Below are 13,594 nucleotides of genomic sequence, written 5' to 3' on the forward strand. Positions count from 1 at the left end.
GCAGCAAAGCAACCCAGAATCCTAGGCCAGCGCGATCGCGATCGGCATCGTGATTGCCGCCAGGATCGTCTGCAGCGTGATGATCTGCGCCAGCAACGGCGCGTCGCCGCCCATCTGGCGGGCCAGCACATAGGCGCTGGGCGAGGTCGGCACGGCCGCGCAGATCGCGACGATTGCGAGGCTGTTGCCGGTGATGCCGAACCAGGCCGCGAGCCCCAGCGCGAGCGCGGGCATCAGCACCAGCTTCAGGCCGACGCCGATCGCTGCGCCCAGGCTGGGACGCAACAGCCCCTTCAGATGCAGGCCCGCGCCGGTGACGAGCAGGCCGATGGCGAGCGAGGACCGGCTCAGCGCGTCAGCCACCTCGTGCCAGAGTTTTGGCAGCGGCAGGTGCATCAGATTGACGGCAAGGCCGATCACGCACGCCCAGATCAGGGGATTGCGGATCACCGTCATGGCGATGGCGCGCGGGGATCGCTTCTCATGTGCGGCGTAGTGCGCGAGCACGGCGACGCTGAACACGTTGACCAGCGGGATGATCGCGACCATGGCCACGGAGGCGAGCGCAAGCCCGAGATCGCCGAACATGTTGGCGGCGATCGACAGCGCAACGAAGGTCTGCCAGCGCGTTGCGCCCTGGAAGATCGAGGTGAAGGCGGGGCCATCGATGCCGAGCCGCGACAGCGCCGGCCGCAGCGCGAGACACAGCAGCGACATCGCGAGCGCCGACAGCAGCAGCGCGCCGCCGACGCCGGCGACCGGTACCCTGGAGAGGTCGGCCTTGACCAGGGTCTGGATCAGCAGCATCGGAAACAGCACGAAATAGGTCAGTTGCTCCAGCCCGTGCCATTGCGTGTCGAGACGCATCAGGCTGTGCTTCAGCACGACACCGAGCACGATGAGGATGAAGACCGGCAGCAGCGCCGCGACCACGACCGGCATGGATCAGTCCGTCCCCGGCGCCGCGCGCAGATTTGCCAGACGGTCGAGCGCGCCCTGCAGGATGAAGATCGCAGCATGCTCGTCGATCACCTCGGCGCGCTTGGCGCGGCTGACGTCCATGCCGATCAGCTCGCGCTCGACCGCCGCGGTCGAGAGGCGCTCGTCCCAGAGGCCGATGGGCAGCTGGGTCAGTCCGGCGAGATTGCGGGCGAAGGCGCGGGTGGATTGCGCGCGCGGACCCTCGCTGCCATCCATGTTGATGGGCAGGCCGAGCACGAAGCCGACCACCTTGCGCTCGGCTGCGATCGCGAGCAGCCGGGCGGCGTCCTGCTTGAACGCCTTGCGGGCGACGGTCTCGACGCCGGTGGCCAGCCGACGATCGGGATCGGACACGGCAACGCCGATGGTCTTGGTGCCGAGATCGAGCCCGACCAGCGCGCCGCGTTGGGGCCAGTGGGTTGCAGCATCGACGAGGGGCAGGATAAGAGCCGGCATGGCGTAGCGCATATCACGCGTCACGCAGCGGAGTGAACCCGGAACATGGATGCGCTGACATTATTCGGCCTGTTCGCCGTCACGGCGATGCTGGTCACCTACGCCCTGGAGGACCGCAGCCATTGGTTCGTGCTGCTGTTCGCCGCATCCTGCGCGCTCGGCTCGGTCTACGGTTTTCTGCAGGGCGCCTGGCCGTTCGGGCTGGTCGAGGCGATCTGGTCCGTCGTGGCGCTGCGGCGGTGGCATCTGAAGGCGACAGCAAGATGCGGGTGAGAATGGCCACGCACAAATGCAACGATCGTTTGTGGTGAATCTCACACGGGCGACGTCGCAGGCCATGGCATGATGTCGCGTCCCCAGCAGCGCATGTCGATTGACGCTCTGGTTGCGGAGCGATAGAAATATAGGTCTAAAGTAGTGTGGGGCGCGTGCCCCCGATTTTGAGAACGATCGGCAGCGGCCGGCAGTCAGGCCCGCGCTGCAACCTTGGCGCAGATTTTCAGGCGCCGACCATGTCCAATACTCGCCCTATATTTTGAGAGGTCATGATGCTCATCAAGCCAAGCCTGATCGCGGGCTCAGAAAGGCGATTCAAGCAGGCCGAGTTCTCACCCGAGGCCTTGAACCGAAAATTGGGCGACGGTCCGATCGAGATGACCGTCGAGAAGATGCGCCTGCGTCAGCGTCAGCTGCTGGCCGAGACGCGCGACGTGCAAGCGGCCGAGATCGGCCTGGAGCGGATCATCCAGGGCAATGATCTCGACAGCATCAATTATCTTGCCAAGGGGACCGCCGCCGCGCGCTCGGTCTGCCGTATTCAGCTCAGGGATACCAAGTCGAATCTGCTCGGCTATGGCTCCGGCTTTCTGATCGGGCCCGGCCTGCTGCTGACGAACCATCATGTCTTCGGCCGGCCGGCCGACGCAGCCCATTCGATCGCCGATTTCAACTACGAACTGGACGCTTCGGGAGAGGAGCGTGTGCCGGTGAGGTTCGGATTCGAACCGGGCAGATTCTTCTACACCAATGACCGGCTGGACTTCTCTGTCGTCGCGGTGGCGCCGACCTCGTTGTCAGGCCACGAGGAACTCGAGGATTGGGGATGGCTGCCGCTCAGTGACGCGCCCGGCAAGGCGGATCCGGGGGAGTATCTCACCATCGTCCAGCATCCCAGCGGGCAGATGAAGCAGGTCTGCGTCCGCGAGAACAAGCTGCTCAAATATGTCGGCGACTTCCTCTGGTACAATACCGATACGACGGCCGGATCATCGGGCTCGCCGGCGTTCAACCGCTTCTGGCAAGTGGTTGCGCTGCACCACAGCGGTGTTCCCCGGAAGAATGCGCAGGGCCGTACCCTGACCAAGGACGGCAAGGTGTGGAAGCCGTCGATGGACGAATCCTCGATCGACTGGATCGCCAATGAAGGCATCCGGATCAGCGCGATCGTCGCCGATCTCAAGGTGGCCGTCGGCTCTCACCCTCTGATCAGGCCGGTGCTCGACGAGATGGAGCCGCCGAGCCGGCGCGAAATCGAGCGAGCCTCGCCGTCGCCGGTTGCCGCAACTCCGTACGGCGCCAATGTCTGGGTCGAGCAATCCGTCGACGGCACGTCTTTGGTGGTCCCGATCCGCGTTCCGCTGCCGATCTTCAGGAAGGAGATTCCTCTCGCTCCAACGGCGCCGCTACCGAGCCCGGCGGGAGGTCATGGCAATGGCCGGACGCCGAACGGCGGCAAGCGCAACGGCGGCACGCCATTGATCGCGCCGCCGACCGGCCTGTTGCCTCACATCAGTGCGAGGAACGGCCTGCCGATGGAGGCCGTGCATATCGATCAGAGCACGCTGAAATCGCGTCCCGGATACAAGGCGAATTTTCTGGGCACCGGCAAGTTTTCGGTCCCGTTGCCGAAGATTCCGGCCGCCCTCAAGTCCAGGATCGCGATGCTCAAGGGCCGCTCCAGGCAGTTCGAGCTGAAATATTTCAACTACAGCGTCGTCATGAACAAGGAGCGCGGGCTCGCCTTCTTCAGCTGCGTCAATATCGACGGCGGCAAGCAGCAGGACGTCGGCAGGCGTGAAGGTGATTCCTGGCTGCGCGATCCGCGCATCGACGAGGATGCCCAGATCGGCGACGAGTTCTACCGCAAGCAGGCCACTTTCGAGGCCGATCGCAGCAAGAATCCGTTCGACCGCGGTCATCTGGTGCGCCGCCTCGACGCGACCTGGGGCGACACCGTCGCCGCGGCCAAGCAGCATGGCGACGATTCCTTCCATTTCACCAACTGCTCGCCGCAGTTCTTCTCGTTCAATCAGGGCAAGCAGCTCTGGGCAGGACTGGAGGATTACACGCGCGATGTCCTGCTCGAAGGCGAGGAGAAGGGCATCGTCATGAACGGCCCGGTGTTCGATGGGCCGGATGCCGATGGCTCCGATCTGCCCAATCCGGCCGGCCGGCCGCACAAGGATCCGAGCTTCGGCGGCGTTCAAATCCCGAAGTATTTCTGGAAGATACTGATCCGCCGCAACGACGATGACGACGCTCTCAAGGCGGCGGCATTCCTGATGAGCCAGCGTAAGCAGGTGATGGAGATCGACCGTATCCAGGAGGCGGATCTGCTCGAGCGGATGTCCGAGGAGGATGTCAGCGTCTTCCAGGTCCCGATCGCGGACCTGACGAAACTGACCAAGCTCGACTTCGGCAATCTCGCCGACGCGGATTCGCACGAGGCGACCTCGGTCGGCCCGCGGCGGATCGAATCCTATGAGGACATTCGGATCTAGGACCCAGGTTCTTGGAGTGGGGACCGACGCGGCTTTCGGGTGAGGGGAGCGGTGTGCTCTGTCGAGACACTGATAGCCCTCACCCGGAGCGCTTGCGATGCGGGCCGCGCGTCAGCGGATCGCGATCGGGTTGATCATCGCCTGCACGCCGCCGGTCCAGCGCGGCTGTCCCAGCACGAACAGGAATTCATAGCCCTTGTCGCGGGCCAGCGCGGCGGTATCCATGTTTTCGAGGATGTAGGTCCCGTTCATCGCGAGCAGGATCTGGTGCACCTCGAACACGTTCTTGGATTCGAACGGCAGCACCTCGAGTCCCCAGGTGTCGGCACCGACCGCGACGACACCCTTGCCAGTCAGGTATTTTGCACCCTCGACGCCGAGGCCGGGCTCGCCGGCCGAATAGCGCTTGTCGTCCTTGCCCATCAGGCTGAGCCAGCCGGTGTGGAAGATGACGACGTCGCCCTGGCGGATCTCGACGTTCTGCTGCTTGGCGGCTTCCTCGATCTCCTTGACGTTGAAGGCGGTGCCTTCCTTCACCACGTCGGTCTTGAAATAGGCGGCCATGTCGAGCAGCACGCCGCGGGTGACCATCGGCGGCACCTTCTCGATGCCGAGCTTCTTCAGACCGGTGGGATCGGCGAAGTCGGCGAGCTTGTTGCCGTTGTAATAGACGTGTTCGATGCCGAGATGGCCGAGCCCGTCGAGCTGGCTGCCGATGCCGACCCAGCTGTCGAGGATGTCATCGTTGTAGGTGGCCTTGTTCGGACCAAGCCCCGCGATGCCGGCCTGTCCCGGCTGCACCACCGTGATCTTGTAGGTGCGCGGCGGATAGGCGGGCGTCTGCGACGTGACGGGAATGCCGAGGGCGTAGGTCTTGCCGGTCTTCACCAGCGATGCCGCCTTCACCACGAGCTCGGGCGTCATGTAGTTGGCGGCGCCGACCTCGTCGTTCGGCCCCCATTTCGATTTGGTCCAGTCCTGTGCGCTTGCAGTTCCTGATATCGCCGACAACACAGCGACACAGCACAACACGAGCGTATTGCGCATCGATAGTCCTCCCGATGTTCTTGCCGATGTTTGGCTTCGTTATGGTTTTGCGCTGGCCAGTCAGTCACCCTAACGTAGAATGATCGCGGGCATCAAAGCTTTTTGATGTGCTGCGTTGCCGCGGAAGGCAGCGCGGAAACGCGATGGATTTGTGACGAATTTCGTGGAGTGGAACGCTGCGTCGCGTCAGGCCGCGATGACGTCGTCGTCCTTCTCCAGGCAGTCGGCAAAGCCGCTCAGCGCGCTGGTTTGATGGCCCGCGCGGCGGTGGATGAACAGAGTCTCGACGCGGGCGTGCGCCGGGCTCAGCGTGTGGATCGCGATGCTGCCGTTCATCGCGCTGCGCTCGACGACCGCGCGCGGCAGCAACGTTACGCCCATGTCGGCGGCGACACAGCCGATCATGCCGTCGAGCGTGCCGAGCTCGAAGCGCGCGGCCGACGGCCAGCCGAACTCGACGAACACTTGCTCGAGCCGCTGGCGGTAGGTGCAGCCGGTGCGGAAAACCAGCGCGGTGGGCCCGGATTCCGGCGTTCCTGCGCGCAGCTCGGCCATCGAGGCCCAGCGCCGCGCGCTGACCAGCACCAGCTCCTCGCGGAAGGCGCTCGTCGTGATGAGATCGGCATGCGTGATGGGACCCGCGACGAAGGCGCCGTCGAGCGAGCCTTCAAGCACGCCGGTGACGAGGTCGGCCGTCGGCGCGGTGCGCAAGGAAAGGCGCACGGCGGGGAAGCGGCGGTGGAAATCGGCGAGCAGCGGCGGCAGGCGCACGGCCGCCGTCGTCTCCATCGATCCGATCGCGAGCGGTCCTTTCGGCGCGCCATCGTCGCGTGCGGCGAGCAAGGCTTCGCGCGAGAGCGCCGCCATTCTTTGCGCGTAGGGAAGAAGGCGCTTGCCGGCACCCGTCAGCGTCATGCCGCGGCTGTGGCGCTCGAACAGCGCCGTGCCGATCTCCGCCTCCAGCGCCTTCACGCGCTGGGTGACGTTCGACTGTACCGTGTTGAGCTCTTCGGCGGCGCGGGTGATGCCGCCCGTGCGGGCGACGGCGGCGAAGGTCTGGAGATCGCTGAGTTCCATGGCGCCGTTCCGTTTTCGAGATGGCAGCGTTCGCAACAATTCATTTCTGGAGAATGCTAGTCGCGCCTAGTCTCGCTGTCCAGATCGGGGAGGAGCCATGCCGATGACGACGCCGCTGACCACGTTGCTGGAGATCGCGCATCCGATCTTGCTGGCGCCGATGGATGTCGTCGCCGGCAGCCGCCTGGTCGCGGCTGTGAGCCGCGCCGGCGGGTTCGGCATTCTCGGCGGTGGCTATGGCGAGCGAGCGTGGCTGGAGCAGGAGACTGCGAAGCTCGCCGAACTGCGGGCGCCGTTCGGCATCGGCTTCATCACGTGGAGCCTCGCCAAGCGGCCCGAGTTGCTCGACATCGCGCTCAGCGCGAAGCCATCGGCGATCATGCTGTCGTTCGGCGATCCCGCGCCGTTCGCAGCGAAGATCAAGTCCGCCGGTGCACGCCTGATCTGCCAGGTCCAGGACGAGGCGATGGCTCGACAGGCGCTCGATGCCGGCGCCGATGTCCTGATCGCGCAGGGAACGGAGGCGGGCGGGCATGGTGCCTCGCGCACCAGCGTCGATCTCGTGCCGGCGATCGTCGATCTCGCCGCAGGCCGCGTGCCGGTGGTCGCGGCCGGCGGCATCGCCGACGGGCGCGGGCTCGCCGCCATGATGATGCTGGGCGCAAGCGGCGTGCTGCTCGGTACGCGCTTCTATGCGAGCCGGGAGGCCGACGGCGCGGAGGAGGCGAAGCGGCGCATCTGTGCGGCGAACAGCGGCTCCACGGTGCGCGGCATCATCTTCGATCTCTCGCGCAACAATGTCTGGCCGGCGCCCTTCACCGGGCGGTGCCTGATCAATGATCACGCCCGGCGCTGGATCGGCCGCGAGGTCGATCTGATGCAGAATGTCGCCGCAGTTGCGGTGGACTATGCCGCGGCCAAGGCAGCCGGCAATTTCGATGTCGCAGCCGTGATCGCGGGCGAGGCGGTCGGGCTGATCCATGATATTCCCCCCGCGGCGGAGATCGTCGCGCGGATTGTGGTGGAGGCGGAGCAGTTGCTGGAAGGAAGACGTAATTCGGTGACAGCGGCACGGAATTCCTCACCCTCCCTTGGAGTGGGAGGGTCGCTGCGCATGTAGCGAAGCGAAATGCGGAGCGGGGTGGGGTGATCTCTCCACACGGGCAGCTTCCCCGTGGAGAGACTGTCACCCCACCCCGCTCGCGCTTCGCGCGATCGACCCTCCCCCTCCAGGGGAGGGTCAGAAAGAACACGGGAGAACAACCATGTGGCCTGACCGTCGACTGATCGACCTTTTCAAGACCGAATTCCCGATCGTGCTGGCGCCGATGGCGGGGGCGATGGATGCGGAACTGGTGATTGCAGCTGCGCAAGGCGGGGCACTGGGCTCGCTGCCTTGCGCGCTGATCTCGGCCGAGAAGGCGCGCGAGCAGGTTGGTCTCATTCGCCAGCGCGCGAAGGCGCCGGTCAACATGAACTTCTTCTGCCACACGCCGGTCGAGCTGACAGCCGAGGCCGAAGCGCGCTGGAAGCAGCGGCTCGCGAGCTATTACACCGAGCATGGTCTCGATCCGGCGGCGCCGATCGCTGCGGCGAACCGCGCGCCGTTTGACGCGGCGTTCTGCGAGGTCGTCGAGGAACTGAAGCCGGAGGTCGTCAGCTTCCATTTCGGCCTGCCGGAGCAGGCGCTGCTCAAGCGGGTCAAGGCGGCCGGCTGTCTCGTCATCTCGTCCGCCACGACGGTGAAGGAAGCGGTCTGGCTGGAAGAGCGCGGCGTCGACGCCGTGATCGCGCAAGGCGCCGAGGCGGGTGGTCATCGCGGCATGTTCCTGACCGACAGGATCGCAGAACAGCCCGGCACTTTCGCGCTGGTGCCGCAGGTTGCCGATGCCGTGAAGGTGCCGGTGATCGCGGCGGGCGGCATCGCCGATGGACGCGGCATCGCCGCGGCCTTCGCGCTCGGCGCATCCGGCGTGCAGATCGGCAGCGCTTATCTGCGCTGTCCGGAATCCAGGGTCAGCGCGGGCGGCCGCAAGGCGCTCGCTGAAGCGCGGGACGATTCCACCGTCATCACCAATGTCATGACGGGCCGTCCGGCGCGCGGCGTCCAGAACCGCCTGATGCGCGAGGCCGGCCCGGTCTCGTCGGATGCGCCGCCGTTTCCCCATGCCGCGACCGCGCTGGGGCCGCTGAAGGCCGCCGCCGAAAAGCAGGGCAGGGTGGATTTCACCAATCTCTGGGCGGGACAGGCCGTTGCGCTGGGTCGCGAGGTCCCCGCCGCCGAGTTGACCCGGGATATCGCCAAATCGGCCTTGGCTCGCCTGAAAGCGCTGGCCGGATAAGCCTCCAGGTTCTTGTTTGCGCATGATCTTTTCGGAAAACCGCTTCACACTTTTCCGGATCCTGCGCTAGCGCCGGTTGCGGCGCAAAACCGGCCTCTGCTATACGGCACATGGGTTTTGCCGTGAGAGGCCTTATATAATGTCCGTCGACGCCGCTACCGTCCGCCGCATCGCGCATCTGGCGCGCATTGCGGTTTCCGAGGACGAGGTTCCGCATCTGCAGGGCGAGCTCAACGCCATGCTTGCTTTCGTCGAGCAGCTCTCGGAGGTCAATGTCGAGGGCGTGGAGCCGATGACCTCGGTCACCCCGATGCAGATGAAGAGGCGGCAGGACGTGGTCAATGACGGCGAGATCGCCGACGATATCGTTGCCAACGCGCCCGCGACCGAAGGTCACTTCTTCCTGGTGCCCAAGGTCGTCGAGTAACTTTTAGGACGTAGTCCGATGTGTCTGCTTTGCGACGATGAGAAGGCCTATCAGGCCTACATGAATTATCTCGACAAGATGGAGCGGCAGGGCAAGGCCGCCGACCCCAATGTCGCCGTCAACGCCGTGCTCGACGAGATCGAGGCCGCTGCGAAAGCCGCCGCCAAAAAAGACGACCCGGCCAACGACAAGACCCTGTCTCCGTTCTTCTGCAGCCCGATCAATAAATGACCGATTTGACATCGCTGACGCTCGCCGAGGCCCGCAAGGGTCTCGCCGACAAGACTTTCACGTCGCTCGAGCTGACCGACGCGCATCTTTCCGCGATCGAAGCCGCGCGCGTGCTCAACGCCTTCGTTATGGAGACGCCCGACCAGGCGCGCGCGATGGCGCGCGAGGCGGACGGCAAGATCGCCAAGGGCGATGCGGGCCCGCTCGCGGGCATCCCGCTCGGCATCAAGGACCTGTTCGCGACCAAGGGCGTGCGCACCACGGCGTGCTCGAAGATCCTCGGCAATTTCGTGCCGACTTATGAGTCCACCGTCACCTCGCAGCTCTGGCGCGACGGCGCGGTGATGCTCGGCAAGCTCAACAATGACGAGTTCGCGATGGGCTCGTCGAACGAGACCTCCTGCTTCGGCCCCGTCGGCAATCCCTGGCGGCGCGACGGCAGCAACACCACGCTGGTGCCGGGCGGCTCGTCCGGCGGCTCGGCCTCCGCCGTGGCGGCGCTGCTCTGCATGGGCGCGACCGCGACCGACACCGGCGGCTCGATCCGCCAGCCGGCGGCGTTCACCGCGACCGTCGGTATCAAGCCGACCTATGGCCGCTGCTCGCGCTGGGGCATCGTCGCCTTCGCTTCGTCGCTCGACCAGGCCGGTCCGATCGCGCGCAGCGTCCGCGATGCCGCGATGCTGCTGCGTTCGATGGCCGGTCATGACCCCAAGGACACGACCTCGGTCGACATTCCCGTGCCGGATTACGAGGCCGCGATCGGCAAGTCCGTGAAGGGCATGAAGATCGGCATCCCCAGGGAGTATCGTCTCGACGGCATGCCGGCCGAGATCGAGAAACTCTGGAGCGAGGGCGCGGCCTGGCTGAAGGCGGCCGGCGCCGAGCTGGTCGAAGTCTCGCTGCCGCACACCAAATATGCGCTCCCGGCCTATTACATCGTGGCACCGGCGGAGGCCTCCTCCAACCTCGCGCGCTATGACGGCGTCCGCTACGGCCTGCGCGAGCCGGCCAAGAACATCATCGAACTCTACGAGAATACCCGCGCGTCGGGCTTTGGCGCCGAGGTGAAGCGCCGGGTCATGATCGGCACCTATGTGCTCTCGGCCGGCTATTACGACGCCTATTATCTGCGCGCGCAAAAAGTGCGGACGCTGATCAAGAAGGATTTCGAGGACTGCTTCGCGAAGGGCGTCGATGCGATCCTCACCCCCGCAACGCCGTCGGCGGCCTTCGGCATCGGCGAGAAGGGCGGCGCCGATCCGGTCGAGATGTACCTCAACGACATCTTCACCGTGACCGTGAACATGGCGGGCCTTCCGGGCATCGCCGTGCCCGCCGGCAAGGACGCGCAGGGCTTGCCGCTCGGCCTGCAATTGATCGGCCGTCCGTTCGACGAGGAGACGCTGTTCTCGCTCGGCGAGGTGATCGAGCAGGCCGCCGGCCGCTTCACGCCCGCGAGGTGGTGGTGAATGTCGCCGATTTCATCGCGAGCCTCGGCGGCTCGGCGCCCGCGCCGGACCTGAGCGCGCCGGTCGCAGGTCTCTGGTGGGCCGCGAAGGGGGACTGGGACCGCGCGCACAAGATCGTTCAGGACGAGAGCAGCCGTGAGGCCGCCTGGGTGCACGCTTACTTGCACCGCGTCGAAGGCGATCTCGGCAATGCCGGCTACTGGTATCGTCAGGCCGGTCAGCCCACGGCAAAGGATTCATTGGAGGCGGAGTGGGAGCGGATCGCTGCCACGCTGCTCGGGAGCAGGACATGAGCACGGCCACGCACAAGCTTCTCAAGGGCGCCACGGGTGACTGGGAGATGGTCATCGGCATGGAGATCCACGCCCAGGTGACCTCGAACGCGAAGCTGTTCTCCGGCGCCTCCACGGAATTCGGCGGCGAGCCGAACACGCACGTGTCCCTGGTCGATGCCGCGATGCCGGGGATGCTGCCCGTGATCAACGAGGAATGCGTCAGGCAGGCTGTCCGGACCGGGCTCGGTCTTAACGCCAGGATCAATCTGCGTTCGGTGTTCGACCGGAAGAACTATTTCTATCCGGACTCGCCGCAGGGCTACCAGATCAGCCAGTACAAGTCGCCGGTCGTCGGCGAAGGCGAGGTGCTGGTCGAGCTCGACGGCGGCCGCAGCGTCACCATCGGCATCGAGCGGCTGCATCTGGAGCAGGACGCCGGCAAGTTGCTGCACGACCGGTCGCCGACCATGTCCAATGTCGATCTCAACCGCTGCGGCGTGGCGCTGATGGAGATCGTGTCAAAACCGGACATCCGCGACGCCGAGCAGGCCAAGGCCTATGTCACCAAGCTGCGCTCGATCCTGCGCTATCTCGGCACCTGCGATGGCGACATGGAGAAGGGCTCCTTGCGCGCCGACGTCAACGTCTCGGTGCGCAAGCCGGGTGGGCCGCTCGGCACCCGCTGCGAGATCAAGAACATGAACTCGATCACCTTCATCGGCCAGGCGATCGAGTACGAAGCGCGGCGCCAGATCGAAATCCTCGAGGACGGCGGCCAGATCGACCAGGAAACGCGGCTCTATGATCCCAACAAGGGCGAGACGCGCTCGATGCGGTCCAAGGAAGAGGCGCATGACTACCGCTACTTCCCCGATCCCGACCTGCTGCCGCTGGAGTTCAGCCAGGAATTCGTCGACGCGTTGAGGTCGAAGCTGCCGGAGCTGCCGGACCAGAAGAAGACGCGCTTCATCGCCGACTTCGGCCTGTCGGCTTACGACGCGAGCGTGCTGGTCGCCGAGCGCGAGAGTGCGGTGTTCTACGAGACCGTGCTCGACAAGCTCGCCAATCGCGCCGGCGACGGCAAGCTGGCGGCGAACTGGGTGATCAACGAGCTGTTCGGCCGTCTCAACAAGGAAGGACGGGATATTGCGGGCTCTCCGGTCAATGCGGAGCAGCTGGCAGCGATCATCGACCTGATCGGCGAGGGAACGATCTCCGGCAAGATCGCCAAGGATCTGTTCGAGATCGTCTGGCAGGAAGGCGGCGATCCCCGCACGCTGGTGGAAAGCCGCGGCATGAAGCAGGTGACGGATCTTTCGGCGATCGAAAAGGTTGTCGACGACATCATCGCTGCCAATCCCGACAAGGCAGCGCAGGTGAAGGACAAGCCGCAGTCGCTCGGCTGGTTCGTCGGCCAGGTGATGAAGGCGTCCGGCGGCAAGGCCAACCCGCAGAGCGTCAACGACCTGCTCAAGTCCAAGCTCGGCCTCTAGCCTCACGCGGTCTAACGAGGTGGCGGACATGCTTCGCCGCCTCCCATTCTGCTCTCGGTGCGACGCTCGCGCGCATCCTCGGCAGCAAACTTCATCCCGATCGACAGTGCCGCAGCGACCGAATCGCCGTCACGCGATTCGCGCAAAACGGCGGCTTGCACACGCTCAGACGAGCGTTCGCGCCATTAAGGATGAAAATATTTTCGTTGCCAAAATTCGCGACTCAGAGTCCGCGAAGTGCCTCTGCGAGACAGTCGGGGGAATGGCGATGCACATCATCGCGTCCATCACGTGCGATGCGCGCGTGCAGAAAAATACTTGCTGCATAGTGTTTTTCTGCAATCGCATCAGTCGCGAAGGTCGGCGCTACGCATGTTCTCCGCGATCGCAGGTACACCTCGTGCGGTGCGTTTGCGTCGCGCTCGCCAAGCGCACGCGCGTTGCGCCGTCAACACTTCTTTAAGCGAGACGCTGTTTTTTTCTTCGTGTTGGTGTATTCGGGATGAAGTGCATTCGATCCCCGAGTGCACGCAGCGATTAAAGCCATCTCACACATCGGAGGGCAACATGGCCAAGAAAGCGAAGAAGGCGAAGGCGAAGAAGGCGAAGAGCGCAGTGAAGAAGACTGCGAAGAAGACCCGCAAGGTCGCGAAGAAGAAGAAGTAACTTCGCTTCTGAAGTTGCCGGCTCCAGATAGCCGGCACGTCATCAGCGCCTCCTAGAGGGTTCTGGTCGACGATAGAGGGTGTCGGCGAGACATCAGGTCAACGGTCGGACCGTTCTCTTTCGCGGTCCGGCAGAAGAAACGAGTTTTCTTCGTTCGGTGCGGTTCTCCGGAAGGAGCTCCGCAATTTCACGAGAGGCCTTCGGGCCGAAGTGGAATCTGGTCCTGACGTGTTCGCCGACGCCCTCGTTCTCATGAGGCCGGGGTATTGCCGGCATTCCTTTCCCCCCCCGACATTGCTGATCTGACCGCGACTTGGCCGCGCTGCCTTGGTGCAGGCGAGGGCCGT

13 protein-coding genes are annotated in these 13,594 nt (G+C 64.9%); 9 read left to right on the forward strand and 4 right to left on the reverse strand.

The window, feature by feature from the left end; genetic code table 11:
• Positions 1 to 21: 21 nt before the first annotated feature.
• Together XH96_RS17510 and ruvX are read right to left on the reverse strand one after the other, a co-directional pair.
• A complete protein-coding gene (locus XH96_RS17510) occupies positions 22 to 942 on the reverse strand; it encodes an AEC family transporter (RefSeq protein WP_194393543.1) in 921 nt (306 codons plus the stop codon).
• Positions 943 to 945: 3 nt separating this feature from the next.
• Positions 946 to 1,437 carry a Holliday junction resolvase RuvX gene (gene ruvX, locus XH96_RS17515; protein WP_194393544.1) on the reverse strand — a complete coding sequence of 164 codons (492 nt, stop codon included), beginning with the start codon at positions 1,435 to 1,437 and terminating at the stop codon, positions 946 to 948.
• A gap of 45 nt (positions 1,438 to 1,482) precedes the next feature.
• Between ruvX and XH96_RS17520 the strand changes: the two genes are divergently transcribed.
• Both XH96_RS17520 and XH96_RS17525 read left to right on the forward strand, forming a co-directional pair.
• Positions 1,483 to 1,710, forward strand: a complete 228-nt coding sequence (locus XH96_RS17520; protein WP_194393545.1) for a hypothetical protein — start codon at positions 1,483 to 1,485, stop codon at positions 1,708 to 1,710.
• 272 nt (positions 1,711 to 1,982) lie between these two features.
• Positions 1,983 to 4,217 (forward strand): DNA/RNA non-specific endonuclease, encoded by a 2,235-nt coding sequence (locus XH96_RS17525; protein ID WP_194393546.1) that lies wholly within the window; start codon positions 1,983 to 1,985, stop codon positions 4,215 to 4,217.
• A gap of 111 nt (positions 4,218 to 4,328) precedes the next feature.
• Here XH96_RS17525 and XH96_RS17530 read toward each other — a convergent pair whose 3' ends face one another.
• Positions 4,329 to 5,264, reverse strand: coding sequence for a cyclase family protein (locus tag XH96_RS17530; protein ID WP_194393547.1), 936 nt, complete (start codon positions 5,262 to 5,264; stop codon positions 4,329 to 4,331).
• Positions 5,265 to 5,450: 186 nt separating this feature from the next.
• Positions 5,451 to 6,341 carry a LysR family transcriptional regulator gene (locus XH96_RS17535; RefSeq protein ID WP_194393548.1) on the reverse strand — a complete coding sequence of 297 codons (891 nt, stop codon included), beginning with the start codon at positions 6,339 to 6,341 and terminating at the stop codon, positions 5,451 to 5,453.
• Between the two features lie 97 nt (positions 6,342 to 6,438).
• On the opposite strand from XH96_RS17535, the gene XH96_RS17540 reads away from it, so the two are divergent.
• The 7 genes from XH96_RS17540 to gatB all read left to right on the forward strand — a co-directional run bounded on the left by XH96_RS17540 (position 6,439) and on the right by gatB (position 12,581).
• Positions 6,439 to 7,461, forward strand: coding sequence for a nitronate monooxygenase family protein (locus XH96_RS17540; protein WP_194393549.1), 1,023 nt, complete (start codon positions 6,439 to 6,441; stop codon positions 7,459 to 7,461).
• A 145-nt stretch (positions 7,462 to 7,606) separates the two neighbouring features.
• The gene (locus XH96_RS17545; RefSeq protein WP_194393550.1) at positions 7,607 to 8,683 is read left to right on the forward strand and encodes a nitronate monooxygenase family protein; all 1,077 of its coding nucleotides are present in this window, start codon (positions 7,607 to 7,609) and stop codon (positions 8,681 to 8,683) included.
• A 139-nt stretch (positions 8,684 to 8,822) separates the two neighbouring features.
• On the forward strand, positions 8,823 to 9,110 hold the full coding sequence (gene gatC / locus XH96_RS17550; RefSeq protein ID WP_194393551.1) for an Asp-tRNA(Asn)/Glu-tRNA(Gln) amidotransferase subunit GatC: 288 nt from the start codon (positions 8,823 to 8,825) through the stop codon (positions 9,108 to 9,110).
• An 18-nt stretch (positions 9,111 to 9,128) separates the two neighbouring features.
• Positions 9,129 to 9,341: a hypothetical protein gene (locus XH96_RS17555; protein ID WP_027547180.1), complete on the forward strand. Its 213-nt coding sequence runs from the start codon at positions 9,129 to 9,131 to the stop codon at positions 9,339 to 9,341.
• Positions 9,338 to 10,813: an Asp-tRNA(Asn)/Glu-tRNA(Gln) amidotransferase subunit GatA gene (gatA, locus tag XH96_RS17560; RefSeq protein WP_194393552.1), complete on the forward strand. Its 1,476-nt coding sequence runs from the start codon at positions 9,338 to 9,340 to the stop codon at positions 10,811 to 10,813. Before XH96_RS17555 ends, gatA begins: the two co-directional genes overlap by 4 nt.
• A complete protein-coding gene (locus XH96_RS17565; RefSeq protein ID WP_194393553.1) occupies positions 10,804 to 11,106 on the forward strand; it encodes a hypothetical protein in 303 nt (100 codons plus the stop codon). Before gatA ends, XH96_RS17565 begins: the two co-directional genes overlap by 10 nt.
• A complete protein-coding gene (gene gatB / locus XH96_RS17570; protein ID WP_194393554.1) occupies positions 11,103 to 12,581 on the forward strand; it encodes an Asp-tRNA(Asn)/Glu-tRNA(Gln) amidotransferase subunit GatB in 1,479 nt (492 codons plus the stop codon). Before XH96_RS17565 ends, gatB begins: the two co-directional genes overlap by 4 nt.
• Positions 12,582 to 13,594: the final 1,013 nt, after the last annotated feature.

It is taken from the genome of Bradyrhizobium sp. CCBAU 51765, from assembly GCF_015291725.1.
GTDB lineage: Bacteria > Pseudomonadota > Alphaproteobacteria > Rhizobiales > Xanthobacteraceae > Bradyrhizobium > Bradyrhizobium liaoningense.